The following is a 13,783-nucleotide window of genomic DNA, read 5'->3' as shown; positions in this document are numbered from 1 at the left end:
GCCGACGGCCATGGCGGCGAAGAAGTCGGTATCGGTCATGCGGCACCGCCTTTGACGCGGGCGAGAGCGGCTTGGACTGCCTCCAGCGCGTCGAGCTCGTCGCCGATGCCGTCGGCAAAGCGACCTTCTGTACTTGCGTCGTCTGCAAGCTTGGCGAGGGTTTCTGCCGCGCCGATCAGTTCGGTGACTGCATAGCGCAGCGAGTTGACCTTGCGATACTCGGCCGGGTCACCGGACGCCGCCGTTTCGCAGAGGGCGTCCATTGCCTCCCGCAGATCGACAGTGGCGCTCATGCAGCACCGCCTTTGGCGCGCATCATCCGCATGGCGGTGCTGAGGGCGTCGACCATGTCGCTGATGGCGCGTGCGGCGCTGCAGCGGCCTTCGAGGAAGTCGCGGCGGGCGATGATGGCAGCGAAGTCGGCGTTGCGCGGGTGGAAGCCCAAGCGGATGGCGGCCAGGCGCACGGCCTGCGCCACGGCAGCGGCGCGCACGCGGCGGGTGGGAAACTGCAGGATTACGGCGCTCATGCGGCCACGCCCTGCTGGTGTTCCAGCGGCTTGCGAGGGGATAACGTGACGCCTTCCGTTGCGCCTTCGTCGATCGCGTCGGCACCGGCGGCCAGATGCTCGGCCAGCTCGCGCGCTTCAGCCGGGGTCATGGTCAGCAGCGCGGTGCCGACCTGGACAACGACGGTCTTGGCCCGGGGACGGGTATCGACGCTGGCAGCGCCTCGGGTGGTGGTGGTGAGCGCGACCATGGCTCAGCACTCCTGCCCGAACAGGCGCTGGCCGAAGCCGATGCCTGCGCCGACGGCGAGGGCGCCGAGGGCGTAGATGGTGATGATCAGTGCCCACAGGGGCCGTTTGCGGCGCTGCATGGAGTTCTCCGGGAGGTATTCGCGTTTCGGGCTTCCACGGCTATGCTTCGGCCATGGAATGGACGAACTGGCTGACGCTAGGGATTGCGGTGCTGGGCGCTACGCTCGGCGTGTTCAACGCTGTCTGGCTTATCCGGAAGGACACGGTTCGGCTCAAGATCCGGTACACGACGATGTACGTCATCCAGCGGGACGAGTGGATCGGCGGAATAGAGGCGGTCAACACCGGCTACATTGCCGTGACGATTCGCGAGGTCGCCTTTAAGAGAGGCCGTCGCGCTCGGGAAAAGCTCGTCATCACGGATGACTACCTGAGAATCACCAGGCTCCCCCACAGGCTTGAGCCCCGAACCTCCATCACCATGTCGCACAGCCCTGACGTGCTCGGGCAGCTTCAGGCCGAGGGGTACACCCACGGCCTGGTGACGACCGTCTGCGGTGTGACCGCCGTTACGCGACTCCGCACACGGAAAAAATAGCGTCACCGTCGTGTCGCGGTTGAGCCGCAGCAGCACCCACACGTTTAGCGCAACGCTCAGAAGGGCGAGGCCGAGTGCTGCGTGCTGGATGAGCGCTGCGTGTTCCATGGTGAGCGGGGACATGCTGGATTCTCCGTGCCCCGGCCCGGATGGGCTGTTACTGGGGTGACGGCTTTAGTAAAGCGCTGCTTTAGTGCAATGTCAAGCGATGCTTTAGCGAGCTGCGTAAAAATAGCCCCGACTTGCGGGGCTCTAGTGCGCGGGGAACTACTTCATCTTGTCAGGGTTGAAACCACTGACGTCAAACTCCCAAGTAGGCAATCCTTCCTGATAAACGCCAGCTTGAACCCTGACGGTATCCACGGCCTGCATCCTCCGCAGAAAGTCTGCATAGCCTTGGATGAAGAGGGATTGACTGGAGTTGTCGTCGGGTCCGTAGGCCTTGTACGTTTTTGCTTCCGACTCGCCGAAGCGAACCAAAACCTCGCAACCGGAGTAGCTGGTACAAAGCAACTGACCCCGCTCAATACCCAGGATCACATCGCTCCCGTGCTGAGGATGCTTTCGCAGCGTCAGGGTCGCGTTCTGAGGCTTGGAGTAGGGCGGGGCAAACTCATGGGTGTTGCTACTAAGGACTACCGCACCGAGGGATGCCTTGCTCGTCATTGGGTCGTTGCTGGACAAATAATGCCACTGCTTCCCAAGGTTGGCCTTACGGGCTTCTTCTTGGAGTCGCGGCACCAGTCCAGATGCAAATTTCCCCTCTTCGGTGTCCGGGAAATCCCTGGCAAGTTCTTGAGCTGTGATCAGTCTGGAAGAGGGATACCGCGTTTCGTCTTTTGCCTCAGCCAGGAGCCGCGAGCGCCTTTCATCTTGCGTTTCCTTGAGCGGCGCGGATGATCCCGATGTCGAAGCGGACCCGGCCCGATTGGCAGAGGGAAGGCATGATGCGACCACTGCAAGTATCACGACGAACGCGACAACTACTGCACAGCCTGTAGCTCCGCGCTTCCATCCACCAGCCGCGGCCGGAACGTCAGGGATCGGGGGTGGTGTCGGTTGTTCTGGCCGAACGGGATGACCGCAATTCGGGCATGCCTCGGCCTGGTCGCTAACTTGGCGACCGCATTCCACACAAGAAATCAATGCCATCAAATCCCCCTGTATCCCTAGTCCGTTAGTTGAAGCGATCAATCCTGTTGCGCAGATACACCTTCCCGCCGATCACAGTGTTTCTCGGCATCGGGAACGCAGGGTAGAGAGTGGTGTTGGCACTAACGACGTAAACCGCATCCCCACGGTCCTGGAGTGCCTTTACCTGCTGGCCGTTACCGGTGTTGAGAAGGTAGATTCCGTCGCCGTCAAAGGCCGTGACTCCCGTATCGACCATCAGCGACTCACCCGGGTTGATGACCGGGATCATGGAATCGCCACGGCCAGTTACGAGCACGAGACGCCCCGGCGGAGGCACGAATCCTACGATTGACCGGATGTATGTAGGCGCGAAGTCCATCGCTCGGACGATGTCCGGAAAATCATCGTTGATACGCCCGTCTCCCATGTCGACCTCTCCATCCAGTTGCTGGACGCGAACATAGCTGTGGCTGGTCGCAGGGGTAGAGACGGACTCACTTGCCGAGCCCATTCCGAAATGGGAGAGGGGCTTGCCGGTGAGCTGGGCGAGCTTCGGCAGCTTTCGTTTGTCGACTTTGCCGGTGCGTAGCCAGCCGGAAACAGCCTGCTCGGTGACGCCAAAAGCATCGGCGATGCCTTTCTGCGTCAGCTTGGAGTCTTCAATGGCCGATCTAATGGCGGCCGCCATGGCGGAATTGTCAAGCATTGCTTGATTGTCCCTGCCCGAAACCGCGATTGTAAGAAAGCAATGCTTGACCTCAAACTAAAGTAATGCTTAAGTTGGCGGTATGAACGCTATCGCCATCGCCGTCGAGAAGTTGGGAGCCGGGCAGGCAGGGATCGCCCGCCTTTTGGGAGTGACCCCGCAGGCCGTGAATCAATGGGTCAGCGGAAACCGGCCTGTGCCCCCCCGTCACGTGCTTGCCATTGAAGCGGCTACCGGGGTGTCGCGCCACGAGCTGCGTCCTGACGTCTTCGGCGCCGCCGAAGTTTCCACGGTGCGTGCGCTCACCGGTTCGCCCGTGGACAGCCGCATGAGCAAGCGCGCGCTGCGGGCGAAGTTCGGATTCAAGACCGACGCGCCGCTGGCGAAGCTGCTGAGGCTGCCAGTTGAGCAGGTAGAGGCCTGGCCGGAAGAGCAGGGCATCCCGGCGCTGCCGCAGGTGTTGAGGCTGCTGGGTGTCCAGGAAGAGCAGCCGGCCGCCGAGGGCGCGCCGAGCGACCCGGACGCTGACCGAATCATCAACGTGGAGGCCGCCTGACATGCGCGCGCTGTCCGATAAGTGGAATCCCCGCCTGTGGCTGCGCGATTGGCTGGCCAAGCCTTCCGAAGAGGAAGTGAGGCAGGCGGAGCGAATCAATGCCGGTATGCGAGAAGCCACCAGGCTTTGGCATGCGAATCGCAGCCGATCTGACGAACTCGCCCGAAGGATGATCGAGTCCAACTTGGACAGTTTTCTCAGTCCTGTGGCAGCACGCTCCGAGCGTAGTCCATCCATCCCTGAGCCTTCTGATCGAACTTCGTGTGGGCAATGCGGCCCATCAGATCTGTCGCCCTTGTCGAGCTCAGTGAGCGAAGCAGTCCCAACTGCTGCTCCATTTCGTAAAGAAGTTTCTCCGGCTCTGGGTGCGCCCTGATGGCAGCCATACAGACCATCTCCAGCACTTGTACCTGTGCGAACAGGTCGGCGAAAGCCGGGTTGTCCTTGAGTTCCATGTCGCCCTCCTTGCGGGCTGTTCGTGTGGAAACGCCAGCGTAGCGCAAGGAGGGCGACGCCCGTCGTCCGTGAGTTGTTGATGTCCATGGCGCACATGATGCGCCGCCGCAATGCACCGAAAAACCTTGAAACACCTGTCTCCCCAAGGTGACCCATGACTTGCCGAACCTCCTCTTTGAACTGGCTGGACGTGCTCTACAACTCCGTGCGCAAGACGCCCGGCGGTGTGGCCGATGCAGCTGCCTACCTGGCCGACCGCCGCGGCAAGTCGATGCACCCGGAGACGCTGCGCGCGAAGCTGCGCGGCCTCGAAGGTGAGTCGCTGACGATTGAGCACGCCGAGTTGTTGACGGAGTGGATGCAAGAGAAGGCGGGAGGTTCTGCGTACGCGCTGGAATGGATGCAGGCCTTGGCAGGCCAGTTCGGCATGGCGGTAGACGCTGTGCCGCCGCCGCCGGAAGGCGGCTGGGTGGATGAGATCGGCGCTATCCAGACAAAGCTGCTGGAGATCACCACGCGCGTTGGTCGCCTGTCCGGCACTGCATTGGATGCAATGTCCGACGGCAACATCGACAGCGACGAAGCGGAGTTGATGGTGAGCGAAGTGCGCGCCATGCGCACGATGGCGCACCGCCTGGAGCGCAACGTCGCGCGCGCAGCTGCAGCGCGCAAGAAGGGGAGGGTTGCGCGGTGAATCATCCCGCCCGTTCCAGCGATCCCAGCACCAGCCATGAGGCTGCACGCCATGTGGTCAACAGTGGCCTGCAAGCGGACCAGCAGGCGGTTGCTCTCGCTGCTGTGAGGAAATCTCCGGGCCTGACCAGCAACGAACTGGCGCAGTGCTCCACGCTTGACCGCTACATGCTCGCGCGCCGGTTGCCCGAGCTGCAGGAGGCCGAGCTTGTCTGGCGCGGGCCTAAGAAGCCGTGCGAAGTCAGCGGCCGAAGCGCATGCACCTGGTGGCCAGTAGCGCCGGGCGAAAATCTGATGCTGGCGGTCTGAGATGAGTTTCGAAGCCTTCGCTTGGGCAGCGCGTCAGAAGGTATCCAGCACTCAGAAGCTGGTTCTCCTGATGCTGGCCGAGCGCCACAACAAAGACACGGGGCAGTGCAGGCCGAGTCACGACACGCTGGCCGAAGACTGCAGCCTGACTCGCCGCTCCGTGATCGATCAGATCGGCAAGCTGGCCCAGGCCGGCTACATCACGGTTCTGCCTCGCGCCAAAGACAACCTCCGGCTGCCCAACCAGTACCGCCTCAACTTCCACTTTGGCATCCAGGCGGCACCCAAGGCGCCAGAGGATGACCCCTATTTGGTAGTGAACGACGTTCACCACCCCGTAGTGAATCAGGTTCACCCGGTGGTGAACGACGTGCACGGGGGTAGTGAACCACGTGCACAGGAACCAGGAATTAAACCAGGAAGAGAACCTAAGAGCAGAAAGCAGCGCGCAAGCGCGCCCGCCGTCGCTGCGGTGGATCTCGATTTCTCGACCTGGCCCAACCCGCCCTCGCCGCAGGTCCTCGGTGACTGGCTCCACCTCCGCCGCCAGCGCCGTGCCCCAGTCACGCCGACGGTGCTGGAGAGCTTCGGCCGTGAGCTGCATTTGGCCGGGGCCATGGGCTTCACCGTCGATCAGTGCCTGGCGAAGTGCTGCACCCGCAATTGGCAGGGCTTCGAAGCCGCATGGCTGGAGCGCGACCTGCCGACCAACTCCCGAACCACTGGAGGTTCCAATGCAAGCCATCACGTCGGTTCTGCCGGCCGCACCGATCAACTCCACCAGCAGTTCCTCGCCGGTCGACGCGGCCAAGGCGGTGGTGGCGGGTCTGGCGGCGATGCCGGAGAGGTCATCGACGGAGATTTCAGCGTCGTCCGCTGAGCCCCTCAACGAGGAGATTGGCGACTACCTGTTCACGTTCTGGAAGCAGATGGGCTCGATGTTCCCGGGCGCCTGGGAGCGCCAGAACGGCGTGGCGCCGGTGAACAAGACGGGCGTCCTGACTATCGCCGGCAACACATGGTTTCAGGTGCTCAAGGGGCGGAGCCGCGCGCTGCATGCGCGGGGCATGGCCTGCTGCTTGAGCGAGGGCAGGGAGTGGCCGCCGAATCCGGGCCGGTTCTTGGCGATGTGCTTGGACATTCCGGTCATGACCGCTGTGGAGCGAGAGATGGCGCCGGGGCGCCCGCAGAGTGGCTTCACGGTGCTGGTGCGCTCGCTGCTGGACCTCCACGTCTACGCCACCGCAGAGAACGGATTCCAGCAGCGCCAGATGCTGAGCGAGGCCTACGAACGCGCGGTGCGCCATGTGGTGGACGGTAAGCCTGTGCCGAAGCCGGTGCTGGCAATCGAACAGGAGAAGCACGGCGTTCGGCCTGTCCGCGATCGCGAGTCGGCGCGCGCTGCGATGGAGCGAGCCGCTGCCGAACTGAATTTCGATGGTGACTGAAGCGGAACTGGGCCAGGCCGAGCAGGCCGGTGGCTGGGCGCGGGACGCCTGCCGGGATCGGGAGTCGGCGCCGCGGTACGAGATGGGCCAGGACGGCGTCAGGCGCCGGCGGCGCTGGCAGGCCGGATGGGACAGGCGGGATCAAGAACTGAGCGCGGCACGCCGCACCACGATGAGGAAGAAGCGCTGATGGACTTCACCAGCTACACGACGCGGAGCAGGTTCGCCAAGGAGATCAATGCCGGGTATTCGGCGCGGCTCAACGGACAGCGCCTGAGCGACAACCCGCACCTGGTGTGGATCGACTGCGAGACCGAGGACGGCGCCAACCGCAGGGCGGGGCCGCTGAGCGAGAGGGCGGAAGCCTGGCAGCACGGCTGGCGGCTGGCCGATCAGGGCGCGCGCTGATGTGGTCGAAGGCACCGCCGCCGACGAAGGAAGAGTCCATCCGGATCGAGCTGGCAAAGACAGGTCCGTGCATGGCTTGCCTGGCGCTCCTGGAGAAACAACTACTGGAGCCGGAGCTGGTGGTTTACGGCTGCGACTACAACCACGCCAAGAGCGGCAACCGGCGGCGCGGCCACTTCTTCGGCTTCGCGCTCTGTGTATGGCACCACCGCCGCATACCGATGGAGGGGAACACCTTCGCATCGATGCGGCAGATCTACGGCCCGAGCCTGATGGATGGCTCGCGGACCTTCCACGAGACGTACGGCTCCGACGACGAGCTGATTGCAAACCAGACCTACATCAACGAACTGAGGGCGGCAGCATGAAGACAACGAAGAAACTGGCACCGAGGTTGAACCCTCAAGTTGCGCCACGCGAGCGGCGGATGGACCACAACACGGTCGCCCGCCCCAAGCGAGTGAAGACCGGCACGAGCGCTCGCGGCTCGGCCGAGACGGTGAAGCAGTTCCGGGCGCGGGGCGGGCAAGTGCAGCGTCTGACGGCCAATTGGGAGCGGCCATCATGAAAAGATTATCAGTTCTGAGGAGCCGCTCGACCTTCGGCGATGGCCTTGACAGCTACGAGGGCTTCCTCAACCTGCGGCAGGGCATTTTTGGCAAGATCGTCAACGAATTTGTATTCAGTGGGCCCGAACAGCTCGGCCTCTTTGCAGGCATCCAGATAGTTGTGCAACGCGTGCGCCTCATTTGCAACGTTCAACAGCGCATCAGTTGCCTCTGGTATCTGAAGCGCTTCGAGCGAGCGATGGCGGATCGCAAGATAGGGAACAACGAGGTTGAACTGTTCAGCCGGGGAGTCTGCCGGTCCGTGCTCTATGATCGATTCCAACACCGCTGCAAAGTTTCCGAGTTCAGGGCGTATAAAAATCGCAGTTGCTCTGGCTTGAAGAAGGGTCTCTGCGCGCTCTTTATTAAGCAGGCTCTCAGCCTGTGCTCTGCGCTCATCGGCAGCTCTAATTTTTTCAGCCATCAGGGCAGCATCCGATTCTTGCTTCTGCCGAGCCGCGCGCTGATCGGTGTGATGCTGCTTCACAAGCGCGACCGTAAACGTAATGCACGTGAGCGCTGCCTGTGTCCATGCGGCCCACTCACTTTGAGTCATGCAGAGCCCTTTCGCTCCAGCAAAACAGTAGATTCCCGGATCGGCCACGCCATGTCCCTCACTATTGACCGGAGGATTGTAGTGGAGGTCGTGACAGATGCGCTGCAAATGCCGTGGCATCGTTGTGCTGCGCTGTACTACCGATGCTTTTCGCTAGCCAAATTGCAGGGTCGTAGGATTGTGACCCGCGCCGGACCAGCTGGGGGCTGCCTGTGAGCGGTAACCAGATGTTGGAATTGGTGCTTCCGTGGCCGAGCAAGGATCTGTCGCCGAACGCCCGCGTGCACTTCCGGGTAAAGGCCCGGGCTACGAAGCTGGCCCGGCAGACGGCAGCAGTGCTGGCGAACGAGGCGGGCTGGCGCGGCCTGGTGCTGCCGCCGGGGCGGCTTCACCTGTGGATCGACTGCTACCAAGCACCGGGCAAGAAGCTGCCTGACGACGACAACATGGTCGGCCGCTGCAAACCATACCGGGACGGAATTGCCCAGCTTCTGGGGATTGATGACCGGCTGTTCCAAGGTCACCTGTTCGTGAAGGAGGAGCGGCGGCCGGGTGGCCAGGTGGTGGTGCGAATTACGGGCGGGCCGGGAGCGGCCTGCCACCCAACGACAGGGGAAGAGGCATGAATCCACGTGAGGCGATGGGACGGCTGGGGCCGACCACGGTCAAGTTCGATATCGGCCGGGGCGGCGGGAAGCCGGGCCTGACGAACCAGGACATTGCGGCGGCGCTCGGGATGGTGCCTGCGGGTCTGGGCCGGGAGCTGCTGGAGGCGTGCTGGTGGCCGGATGGCGCTGTGCTGCGCCGGCACAAGCTGCGGGATGCGGTGATCGCGTTGGTGACGCCGGAGCTGCAGCGCCAGCAGCGTCGTCTGGCGGAGGCGCGCACGGATCTCGGTCTGGCGGAGGTCTGCATGGGCTGGGGCGGCGCGGCGACGGCGGAGCAGCGGGCGAACCGTGATGCGGCCCAGCAGCGGTTGGGCAGGGTGAAGGCGCAGTGCTGGCCAATTAGCACCCTGGAGTCGCTGCCGACGCTGGCCATGGCGGTGATCAGCGAGATCGCGCACCGACCGCACTGCGCGAGCTGCGAGGGGCGGGGTCAGACGATGTCGGGCGAGCTGCTGATGACGTGCAAGGTGTGTGGTGGAGCAGGGCTCGGAGCGGTCAGCGACCGCCGCCGAGCTGCTGCCATTGGCCGCGATGAGGCGGCCTACAGGCGGACGTGGAAGCCTGTATTCGAATGGTTGCTATCGAGGATGACCGAGGCGGAGCAGGAGGCGGCTTGGCATATGCGGGCAGCGCTCAGCCAAGCCGCTTAGATCACGGAAGGTCGTGCACTGCCTGCACGACGGCGCCCCTGACAATTTCCACGGCCCCTTCTGGAGCCGAGACCGTCAGGGTCTGGCCGCCAATGAGGTATATCTCGAAAGACTGAACTCCAAGGCGGTTGGGTGTTCTGAACAGCTTGCCGACGCCGGATATGTGGTCGGGACGAACCTCAAACTGTCCGTTGATTTCGATCATTTCAATCCTTTATGGGTGCGGAGGTGACACCTCCGCACTTTTACCAGTAAATTTCTACCATCGCACGCGACCATGCCCGGCCACTGAGCCGGGCTTTTTGATTCTGGACCCGTCATGATCCTGACCGCCTCGACAATCCAGCAGGCGGTTGGCTGCAGTGCCGCCGTTGCCGCCCAGTGGGCCCAGCCATTGACCGACGCCTGCACGGCGTTCGGTATCAGCACGCCGAAGCGGGTAGCCGCATTCCTGGCGCAGGTGGGGCATGAGTCTGGCGGCCTGACCCGGATTGTCGAGAACCTGAACTACGGCGCGCAGGGCATGGCCGACACCTGGCCCAACCGCTACGCCGTTGACCCCAAGGCCAAGCCGAGGAAGCCGAACGACCTGGCCCGCGCGCTGGAGCGGAAGCCGGTCGCGATCGGCAACAACGCGTACGCCAACCGGCTCGGCAATGGTTCCGAGGCCAGTGGCGATGGCTACCGCTACCGTGGTCGCGGTCCGATCCAGAACACCGGACGTGCGAACTATGCCGCGATCCGGGATGAACTGCGTGCCAAGGGCATCAAAGGCGTCCCCGACTTCGAGGCCCAACCCGAGGCGCTGGAGCAGCCCAAGTGGGGCGCGCTGGCAGCGGGCGCCTTCTGGGATGCTCGGTCTCTGAACAAGCCGGCGGACGCGGGCCGCTTCGATGACATCACCGAAAGGGTCAATGGTGGACAGACCGGCGCAGCGGACCGTCGCGCGCGATATGCGCGCGCGCTGAAGGCGCTGGCCGCATGACGGCGAAGAAGAAGCCCGCCAGGCTTTCGCCGGTCAGCCAGCTGCAGGGCGTTCTGGTGGTGCTGGAAAGCCGGAAGGCCAAGAACCCGACAGCTGAGCTGCTGACCGCCATTCGCGAGATGGTGAGCGACGCGCTGGCGGTGCTGCAGGAGCCAGACCCGACCAAGCAGCGCATCGCATTCGTGTTGTTGGCGGTTCAGCAGTCCACACAGGTTGCGATCAAGGAAGTTCGCGGCAAGCGCCTCACCCGCGTGACCATCGTCGACCAGCAGCTCTATCACTGGGCGCTGGAAGAAATCCATTCACTGGCAGGTGCCGCATGACCTTCGCAACCCGAAACGTGGGCGCTGCGCGAGTTGGCATCGCGGTGCTGGTGCTGTTCCTTGTGGGTATGGCTATGGCTGCGCTGATTGCGGTCGCCATTCCGCCGGAGAACAAGGACTCGTTCGGCATGCTGATCGGCGGATTGAACAACGCCACCGGCATGGTCATCGGCTACTTCTTCGGCATGACCCGCAAGGGTCCTGGAGCCTGATATGCACCTCTTCAGATTCACTGCATTCGGCTGGCAGATGAGCGTGGGCATTCATCGGGCATGGGGATTGCGCCGGATTGGTTACGGGGACTATCAGCGCGTGGTCGAGGTCGGGCCGATCATTGTCAACGCTCATCGGATAAAGGCATGAACCGGACACTGATCGCGGTACTGGCTTTCGTGGTCTGGTCGTCCGGCATGTTCGGTGCTGGCTGGGCGTGGCGCGGCGATCGTGCCGAGGGCGTGGAAGCCCGGCAGCAGGCCAGCGCCAGTGCCGCCCAGGTGCTGCAGGTGAATCAGACCCGTGCCACTGAGCACAACCAGGCCGAGGCGCTGGCCACCATCGGAGCCAAGCATGAAGAAGATCGGACTGCGGCCGAGGCCGTCCCTGCTGCTGTTGTGGGTGACCTGCGTACTGGCAACCTCCAGCTGCGCGACGACCTCGCCACCTGCAGCACCAGCCTCCTGTCCAAAACTGTCGCCGGCACCATCGAACGTGATGCGCACGCCGAACTACGAGCAGAGGTTGCGGGAGCTGTTGTTCAAGTCGGCCGAGACGCAGACGACCACGTCCGTGCCTGCCAAGCCGTCATTGCAGCAGACCGAAGCGTCGATCCCAGCTGATGCCGCGTCGCGCGCCGAAGCACAACGCCATGCCACGACAGGCGGCAGTACACGTCCCGCGCGAGGCCGTCAGGAAGACAACCGCTGAGCGGGGCTACGGCTCACGTTGGCAGCGAGCTCGGGCCACGTTCCTGATGCGCCGGCCGCTTTGTGCCGAGTGCGAGCGCAGTGGCCATGTGACGGTCGCGACCGTGGTCGATCACATCACGCCGCACAAGGGCAGCCAGGCGCTGTTCTGGGACACCGACAACTGGCAGCCCCTCTGCAAGCCCTGCCACGACCGGAAGACGGCTACCGAGGACGGCGGATTCGGGAACTGGCGCGTAGGTGTGAATGAGAATGATTCTCGTCGAAAGTGATTGTGAATAAGATGTTAAAAAAAGGTTAAGAGGGGTGGGTCAAAAGTTGGGATGGTTCGCCTTCCTGACCGTGCGCCCAAGTGTTTATTTGCACCGTCAGTTGAGAAAAACCATTTTTTCGCGGTGAACATGCCGCCCTCGGAACGAACATGGCGAACCCCCGTAAACCGACATCGCTGAAAGTGGTGGCCGGCACGGATCGCCCTGACCGCTCGCGGCCGGCGCCGGCCGCTGAATTGCCGCTCGTGTCCGACGTACCGCCTGCACCGGACTGGCTGCCGAATGCTCACGCCATCAAGGAATGGGACCGCCTCGCGCCGATCCTGCACGCGAACAAGCTGCTGACCGAAGCTGGCCTGTCCGCCTTCGGCCAGCTGTGCGCATTGCACGGGAATACCGTGCAGCTCTATGCCGCCGGCCTGGCCCCGGTCGCGTCGATGGTGTCGCAGCTGCGCGGTCTGATGAACGACTTCGGCCTGACCCCGGTTGCCCAAGGCAAGGTGAGGCCGGCTGGCGATGGCGAGAAGACCGGGAACGCCTTCGCCAACAACGGTGCGAAGCGGAAGACCCGTGCGTGATTACGTTGGTATCGCCACGGCATATGCCGAAGAGGCGGTAGCCGACAAGAAGGGCAAGAAGTTCGGAAAGTGGATTCGGCTGGCCGGCAAGCGGTTCCTCGCGGACCTCAAGCGAGCCAAGCGGAAGCGCCCCCCGTTCCTGTTCGACGAGTGGCACGCGTGCGACCCATGCGACTTCATCGAGAAGTTGCCGCACGTTGAGGGGAAGTGGGCGCGGACGGAGATCGAGCTGCACCGGTCCCACGTGTTTTTTGTGGTGCAGCTGTTCGGGTTCCGCAACGTCGACGGCAGCCGGCGTTTCACGTCGGCATTGTTTGCGGTGGCCCGCAAGAACGCCAAGTCGACTTTGGCCGCGGCCATCCTGCTCTACTGCCAGTGCTGCGAAGAGGAAGAGGGCGCCCAGATCATCTCGGCGGCCACGACCGGAAGCCAGGCGCGGATCATCTTCAACGTCGCCAAGCGGATGACCGAGAAGACGCCCGACCTGCAGGAGGCGTTCGGGCTTGCATGCTGGGCCAACGCGATCAGCCGGGTGGAGACGGGGGCCACCTTCAAGCCGATCAACTCCAAGGCCAGCACGCAGGACGGCCTCAACCCGTCGCATGTTGGCCTGGACGAGATCCACGCTCACAAGTCGGCGGACCTGTTGAACGTGCTGACTTCGGCAGCAGGTGCCCGGAGCAATCCGCTGTGGCTATACACCACGACCGAGGGATACACCAACCCGGGACCGTGGGGGGAAATCAGACAGTTCGCCAAGCAGGTGTTGCGGGGCATCCTGGGCGAATCGGCTGATCACTTCCTAGTGGTGTTCTTCGCCGTCGATGATGACGACGACGAGTTCGACGAATCGGCTTGGCCCAAGGCCAACCCGCTGATGGACGCCAATCCGCACTTGCTGAAGGCCATCCGCAAGGAGGCTGTCGAAGCGCGGCAGATGCCATCGAAGCTGGCTGAATTCAAAATCAAGCGGCTCAACCGCCCCGCCTCCTCGGCAACGGGCTGGGTTGACCTGACGAAGTGGCAGAAGGGCGGTGGGGCGGTCGATCTGGACTGGCTCGCCGGCCATCCTTGCTGGGCCGGCCTGGACCTTGCCAGCAACCTGGACCTTACTTCCTGGCGGCTGGTGTGGAAGGTTGACGAGATCTACTA

25 protein-coding genes are annotated in these 13,783 nt (G+C 63.3%); 17 read left to right on the top strand and 8 right to left on the bottom strand.

The features are described from left to right. Window positions 1-35: 35 nt before the first annotated feature. From DBR20_RS20940 to DBR20_RS20930, 3 genes are read right to left on the bottom strand one after another with little or no spacing between them, the layout of a single operon-like run. Window positions 36-293, bottom strand: coding sequence for a hypothetical protein (locus DBR20_RS20940; RefSeq protein WP_108268202.1), 258 nt, complete (start codon window positions 291-293; stop codon window positions 36-38). Beyond that, window positions 290-529, bottom strand: coding sequence for a hypothetical protein (locus DBR20_RS20935; RefSeq protein WP_108268200.1), 240 nt, complete (start codon window positions 527-529; stop codon window positions 290-292). The genes DBR20_RS20940 and DBR20_RS20935 overlap by 4 nt, the downstream gene beginning before the upstream one ends. Next, window positions 526-759, bottom strand: a complete 234-nt coding sequence (locus DBR20_RS20930; RefSeq protein WP_108268198.1) for a hypothetical protein — start codon at window positions 757-759, stop codon at window positions 526-528. Before DBR20_RS20930 ends, DBR20_RS20935 begins: the two co-directional genes overlap by 4 nt. Before the next feature lie 173 nt (window positions 760-932). On the opposite strand from DBR20_RS20930, the gene DBR20_RS20925 reads away from it, so the two are divergent. Continuing rightward, a complete protein-coding gene (locus DBR20_RS20925; RefSeq protein WP_108268196.1) occupies window positions 933-1,358 on the top strand; it encodes a hypothetical protein in 426 nt (141 codons plus the stop codon). 267 nt (window positions 1,359-1,625) lie between these two features. Here DBR20_RS20925 and DBR20_RS20920 read toward each other — a convergent pair whose 3' ends face one another. Together DBR20_RS20920 and DBR20_RS20915 are read right to left on the bottom strand one after the other, a co-directional pair. Next, window positions 1,626-2,510, bottom strand: coding sequence for a zinc ribbon domain-containing protein (locus DBR20_RS20920; protein WP_108268214.1), 885 nt, complete (start codon window positions 2,508-2,510; stop codon window positions 1,626-1,628). 25 nt (window positions 2,511-2,535) lie between these two features. Then, entirely contained in the window at window positions 2,536-3,198 is a 663-nt protein-coding gene (locus DBR20_RS20915; protein WP_108268194.1) for a S24 family peptidase, read from the bottom strand. An 82-nt stretch (window positions 3,199-3,280) separates the two neighbouring features. On the opposite strand from DBR20_RS20915, the gene DBR20_RS20910 reads away from it, so the two are divergent. Continuing rightward, window positions 3,281-3,754 carry a helix-turn-helix domain-containing protein gene (locus DBR20_RS20910; RefSeq protein ID WP_108268192.1) on the top strand — a complete coding sequence of 158 codons (474 nt, stop codon included), beginning with the start codon at window positions 3,281-3,283 and terminating at the stop codon, window positions 3,752-3,754. Window positions 3,755-3,951: 197 nt separating this feature from the next. On the opposite strand, the gene DBR20_RS20905 is transcribed toward DBR20_RS20910, so the two are convergent. Then, window positions 3,952-4,209 (bottom strand): hypothetical protein, encoded by a 258-nt coding sequence (locus DBR20_RS20905; protein WP_108268190.1) that lies wholly within the window; start codon window positions 4,207-4,209, stop codon window positions 3,952-3,954. 176 nt (window positions 4,210-4,385) lie between these two features. Between DBR20_RS20905 and DBR20_RS20900 the strand changes: the two genes are divergently transcribed. The 6 genes from DBR20_RS20900 (at window position 4,386) to DBR20_RS20870 (ending at window position 7,436) form a co-directional block, all read left to right on the top strand. Then, the gene (locus tag DBR20_RS20900) at window positions 4,386-4,904 is read left to right on the top strand and encodes a hypothetical protein (RefSeq protein WP_258223451.1); all 519 of its coding nucleotides are present in this window, start codon (window positions 4,386-4,388) and stop codon (window positions 4,902-4,904) included. Continuing rightward, window positions 4,901-5,212, top strand: coding sequence for a MarR family winged helix-turn-helix transcriptional regulator (locus DBR20_RS20895; protein WP_108268188.1), 312 nt, complete (start codon window positions 4,901-4,903; stop codon window positions 5,210-5,212). The genes DBR20_RS20900 and DBR20_RS20895 overlap by 4 nt, the downstream gene beginning before the upstream one ends. 1 nt (window position 5,213) lies before the next feature. Continuing rightward, on the top strand, window positions 5,214-6,092 hold the full coding sequence (locus DBR20_RS23595; RefSeq protein WP_108268187.1) for a helix-turn-helix domain-containing protein: 879 nt from the start codon (window positions 5,214-5,216) through the stop codon (window positions 6,090-6,092). Next, window positions 6,049-6,660: a hypothetical protein gene (locus DBR20_RS20885; protein ID WP_258223450.1), complete on the top strand. Its 612-nt coding sequence runs from the start codon at window positions 6,049-6,051 to the stop codon at window positions 6,658-6,660. The genes DBR20_RS23595 and DBR20_RS20885 overlap by 44 nt, the downstream gene beginning before the upstream one ends. Window positions 6,661-6,849: 189 nt before the next feature. Next, on the top strand, window positions 6,850-7,068 hold the full coding sequence (locus DBR20_RS20875) for a hypothetical protein (RefSeq protein ID WP_108268184.1): 219 nt from the start codon (window positions 6,850-6,852) through the stop codon (window positions 7,066-7,068). Beyond that, window positions 7,068-7,436 (top strand): Ref family recombination enhancement nuclease, encoded by a 369-nt coding sequence (locus DBR20_RS20870; protein ID WP_108268183.1) that lies wholly within the window; start codon window positions 7,068-7,070, stop codon window positions 7,434-7,436. The genes DBR20_RS20875 and DBR20_RS20870 overlap by 1 nt, the downstream gene beginning before the upstream one ends. A gap of 208 nt (window positions 7,437-7,644) precedes the next feature. Here DBR20_RS20870 and DBR20_RS20865 read toward each other — a convergent pair whose 3' ends face one another. After that, a complete protein-coding gene (locus DBR20_RS20865) occupies window positions 7,645-8,280 on the bottom strand; it encodes a hypothetical protein (RefSeq protein ID WP_146187073.1) in 636 nt (211 codons plus the stop codon). Between the two features lie 179 nt (window positions 8,281-8,459). Between DBR20_RS20865 and DBR20_RS20860 the strand changes: the two genes are divergently transcribed. Further along, on the top strand, window positions 8,460-8,858 hold the full coding sequence (locus tag DBR20_RS20860) for a hypothetical protein (RefSeq protein WP_108268179.1): 399 nt from the start codon (window positions 8,460-8,462) through the stop codon (window positions 8,856-8,858). Next, window positions 8,855-9,550: a hypothetical protein gene (locus tag DBR20_RS20855; RefSeq protein ID WP_108268177.1), complete on the top strand. Its 696-nt coding sequence runs from the start codon at window positions 8,855-8,857 to the stop codon at window positions 9,548-9,550. The genes DBR20_RS20860 and DBR20_RS20855 overlap by 4 nt, the downstream gene beginning before the upstream one ends. Before the next feature lies 1 nt (window position 9,551). Here DBR20_RS20855 and DBR20_RS20850 read toward each other — a convergent pair whose 3' ends face one another. Continuing rightward, complete coding sequence (locus DBR20_RS20850; protein ID WP_108268175.1) at window positions 9,552-9,755, bottom strand: hypothetical protein; 204 nt, start codon at window positions 9,753-9,755, stop codon at window positions 9,552-9,554. Window positions 9,756-9,869: 114 nt separating this feature from the next. Here DBR20_RS20850 and DBR20_RS20845 point away from each other — a divergent pair, with 114 nt between their 5' ends. The 7 genes from DBR20_RS20845 to DBR20_RS20815 form a co-directional block, all read left to right on the top strand. Beyond that, window positions 9,870-10,535 carry a glycoside hydrolase family 19 protein gene (locus DBR20_RS20845; RefSeq protein WP_108268173.1) on the top strand — a complete coding sequence of 222 codons (666 nt, stop codon included), beginning with the start codon at window positions 9,870-9,872 and terminating at the stop codon, window positions 10,533-10,535. Then, window positions 10,532-10,858, top strand: a complete 327-nt coding sequence (locus tag DBR20_RS20840) for a hypothetical protein (RefSeq protein WP_108268171.1) — start codon at window positions 10,532-10,534, stop codon at window positions 10,856-10,858. Before DBR20_RS20845 ends, DBR20_RS20840 begins: the two co-directional genes overlap by 4 nt. Continuing rightward, on the top strand, window positions 10,855-11,070 hold the full coding sequence (locus tag DBR20_RS20835; protein WP_010480605.1) for a hypothetical protein: 216 nt from the start codon (window positions 10,855-10,857) through the stop codon (window positions 11,068-11,070). Before DBR20_RS20840 ends, DBR20_RS20835 begins: the two co-directional genes overlap by 4 nt. A 147-nt stretch (window positions 11,071-11,217) precedes the next feature. Next, window positions 11,218-11,694 carry a lysis system i-spanin subunit Rz gene (locus tag DBR20_RS20830; RefSeq protein WP_108268169.1) on the top strand — a complete coding sequence of 159 codons (477 nt, stop codon included), beginning with the start codon at window positions 11,218-11,220 and terminating at the stop codon, window positions 11,692-11,694. Then, window positions 11,694-12,053 carry an HNH endonuclease gene (locus DBR20_RS23795; RefSeq protein ID WP_108268167.1) on the top strand — a complete coding sequence of 120 codons (360 nt, stop codon included), beginning with the start codon at window positions 11,694-11,696 and terminating at the stop codon, window positions 12,051-12,053. Before DBR20_RS20830 ends, DBR20_RS23795 begins: the two co-directional genes overlap by 1 nt. A 149-nt stretch (window positions 12,054-12,202) precedes the next feature. Continuing rightward, entirely contained in the window at window positions 12,203-12,631 is a 429-nt protein-coding gene (locus tag DBR20_RS20820; RefSeq protein ID WP_108268165.1) for a hypothetical protein, read from the top strand. Continuing rightward, window positions 12,624-13,783: terminase large subunit (locus tag DBR20_RS20815; RefSeq protein WP_219927840.1), on the top strand; the 1,160-nt coding region annotated here is incomplete at its 3' end. The genes DBR20_RS20820 and DBR20_RS20815, both read left to right, overlap by 8 nt.

It is taken from the genome of Stenotrophomonas sp. HMWF023 (assembly GCF_003060985.1).
GTDB lineage: Bacteria > Pseudomonadota > Gammaproteobacteria > Xanthomonadales > Xanthomonadaceae > Stenotrophomonas > Stenotrophomonas lactitubi.
The sequence above is the reverse complement of the archived record's forward strand: the minus strand, read 5'-3'. Positions and strand labels throughout refer to the sequence as shown.

Coding starts and splice junctions, on each gene's coding strand:
- DBR20_RS20940 (WP_108268202.1), bottom strand. CDS start 293: ATGAGCGCCACTGTCGATCTGCGGGAGGCAATGGACGCCCTCTGCGAA.
- DBR20_RS20935 (WP_108268200.1), bottom strand. CDS start 529: ATGAGCGCCGTAATCCTGCAGTTTCCCACCCGCCGCGTGCGCGCCGCT.
- DBR20_RS20930 (WP_108268198.1), bottom strand. CDS start 759: ATGGTCGCGCTCACCACCACCACCCGAGGCGCTGCCAGCGTCGATACC.
- DBR20_RS20925 (WP_108268196.1), top strand. CDS start 933: ATGGAATGGACGAACTGGCTGACGCTAGGGATTGCGGTGCTGGGCGCT.
- DBR20_RS20920 (WP_108268214.1), bottom strand. CDS start 2,510: ATGGCATTGATTTCTTGTGTGGAATGCGGTCGCCAAGTTAGCGACCAG.
- DBR20_RS20915 (WP_108268194.1), bottom strand. CDS start 3,198: ATGCTTGACAATTCCGCCATGGCGGCCGCCATTAGATCGGCCATTGAA.
- DBR20_RS20910 (WP_108268192.1), top strand. CDS start 3,281: ATGAACGCTATCGCCATCGCCGTCGAGAAGTTGGGAGCCGGGCAGGCA.
- DBR20_RS20905 (WP_108268190.1), bottom strand. CDS start 4,209: ATGGAACTCAAGGACAACCCGGCTTTCGCCGACCTGTTCGCACAGGTA.
- DBR20_RS23595 (WP_108268187.1), top strand. CDS start 5,214: ATGAGTTTCGAAGCCTTCGCTTGGGCAGCGCGTCAGAAGGTATCCAGC.
- DBR20_RS20885 (WP_258223450.1), top strand. CDS start 6,049: ATGCCGGAGAGGTCATCGACGGAGATTTCAGCGTCGTCCGCTGAGCCC.
- DBR20_RS20875 (WP_108268184.1), top strand. CDS start 6,850: ATGGACTTCACCAGCTACACGACGCGGAGCAGGTTCGCCAAGGAGATC.
- DBR20_RS20870 (WP_108268183.1), top strand. CDS start 7,068: ATGTGGTCGAAGGCACCGCCGCCGACGAAGGAAGAGTCCATCCGGATC.
- DBR20_RS20860 (WP_108268179.1), top strand. CDS start 8,460: ATGTTGGAATTGGTGCTTCCGTGGCCGAGCAAGGATCTGTCGCCGAAC.
- DBR20_RS20855 (WP_108268177.1), top strand. CDS start 8,855: ATGAATCCACGTGAGGCGATGGGACGGCTGGGGCCGACCACGGTCAAG.
- DBR20_RS20850 (WP_108268175.1), bottom strand. CDS start 9,755: ATGATCGAAATCAACGGACAGTTTGAGGTTCGTCCCGACCACATATCC.
- DBR20_RS20845 (WP_108268173.1), top strand. CDS start 9,870: ATGATCCTGACCGCCTCGACAATCCAGCAGGCGGTTGGCTGCAGTGCC.
- DBR20_RS20840 (WP_108268171.1), top strand. CDS start 10,532: ATGACGGCGAAGAAGAAGCCCGCCAGGCTTTCGCCGGTCAGCCAGCTG.
- DBR20_RS20835 (WP_010480605.1), top strand. CDS start 10,855: ATGACCTTCGCAACCCGAAACGTGGGCGCTGCGCGAGTTGGCATCGCG.
- DBR20_RS20830 (WP_108268169.1), top strand. CDS start 11,218: ATGAACCGGACACTGATCGCGGTACTGGCTTTCGTGGTCTGGTCGTCC.
- DBR20_RS23795 (WP_108268167.1), top strand. CDS start 11,694: ATGCCGCGTCGCGCGCCGAAGCACAACGCCATGCCACGACAGGCGGCA.
- DBR20_RS20820 (WP_108268165.1), top strand. CDS start 12,203: ATGGCGAACCCCCGTAAACCGACATCGCTGAAAGTGGTGGCCGGCACG.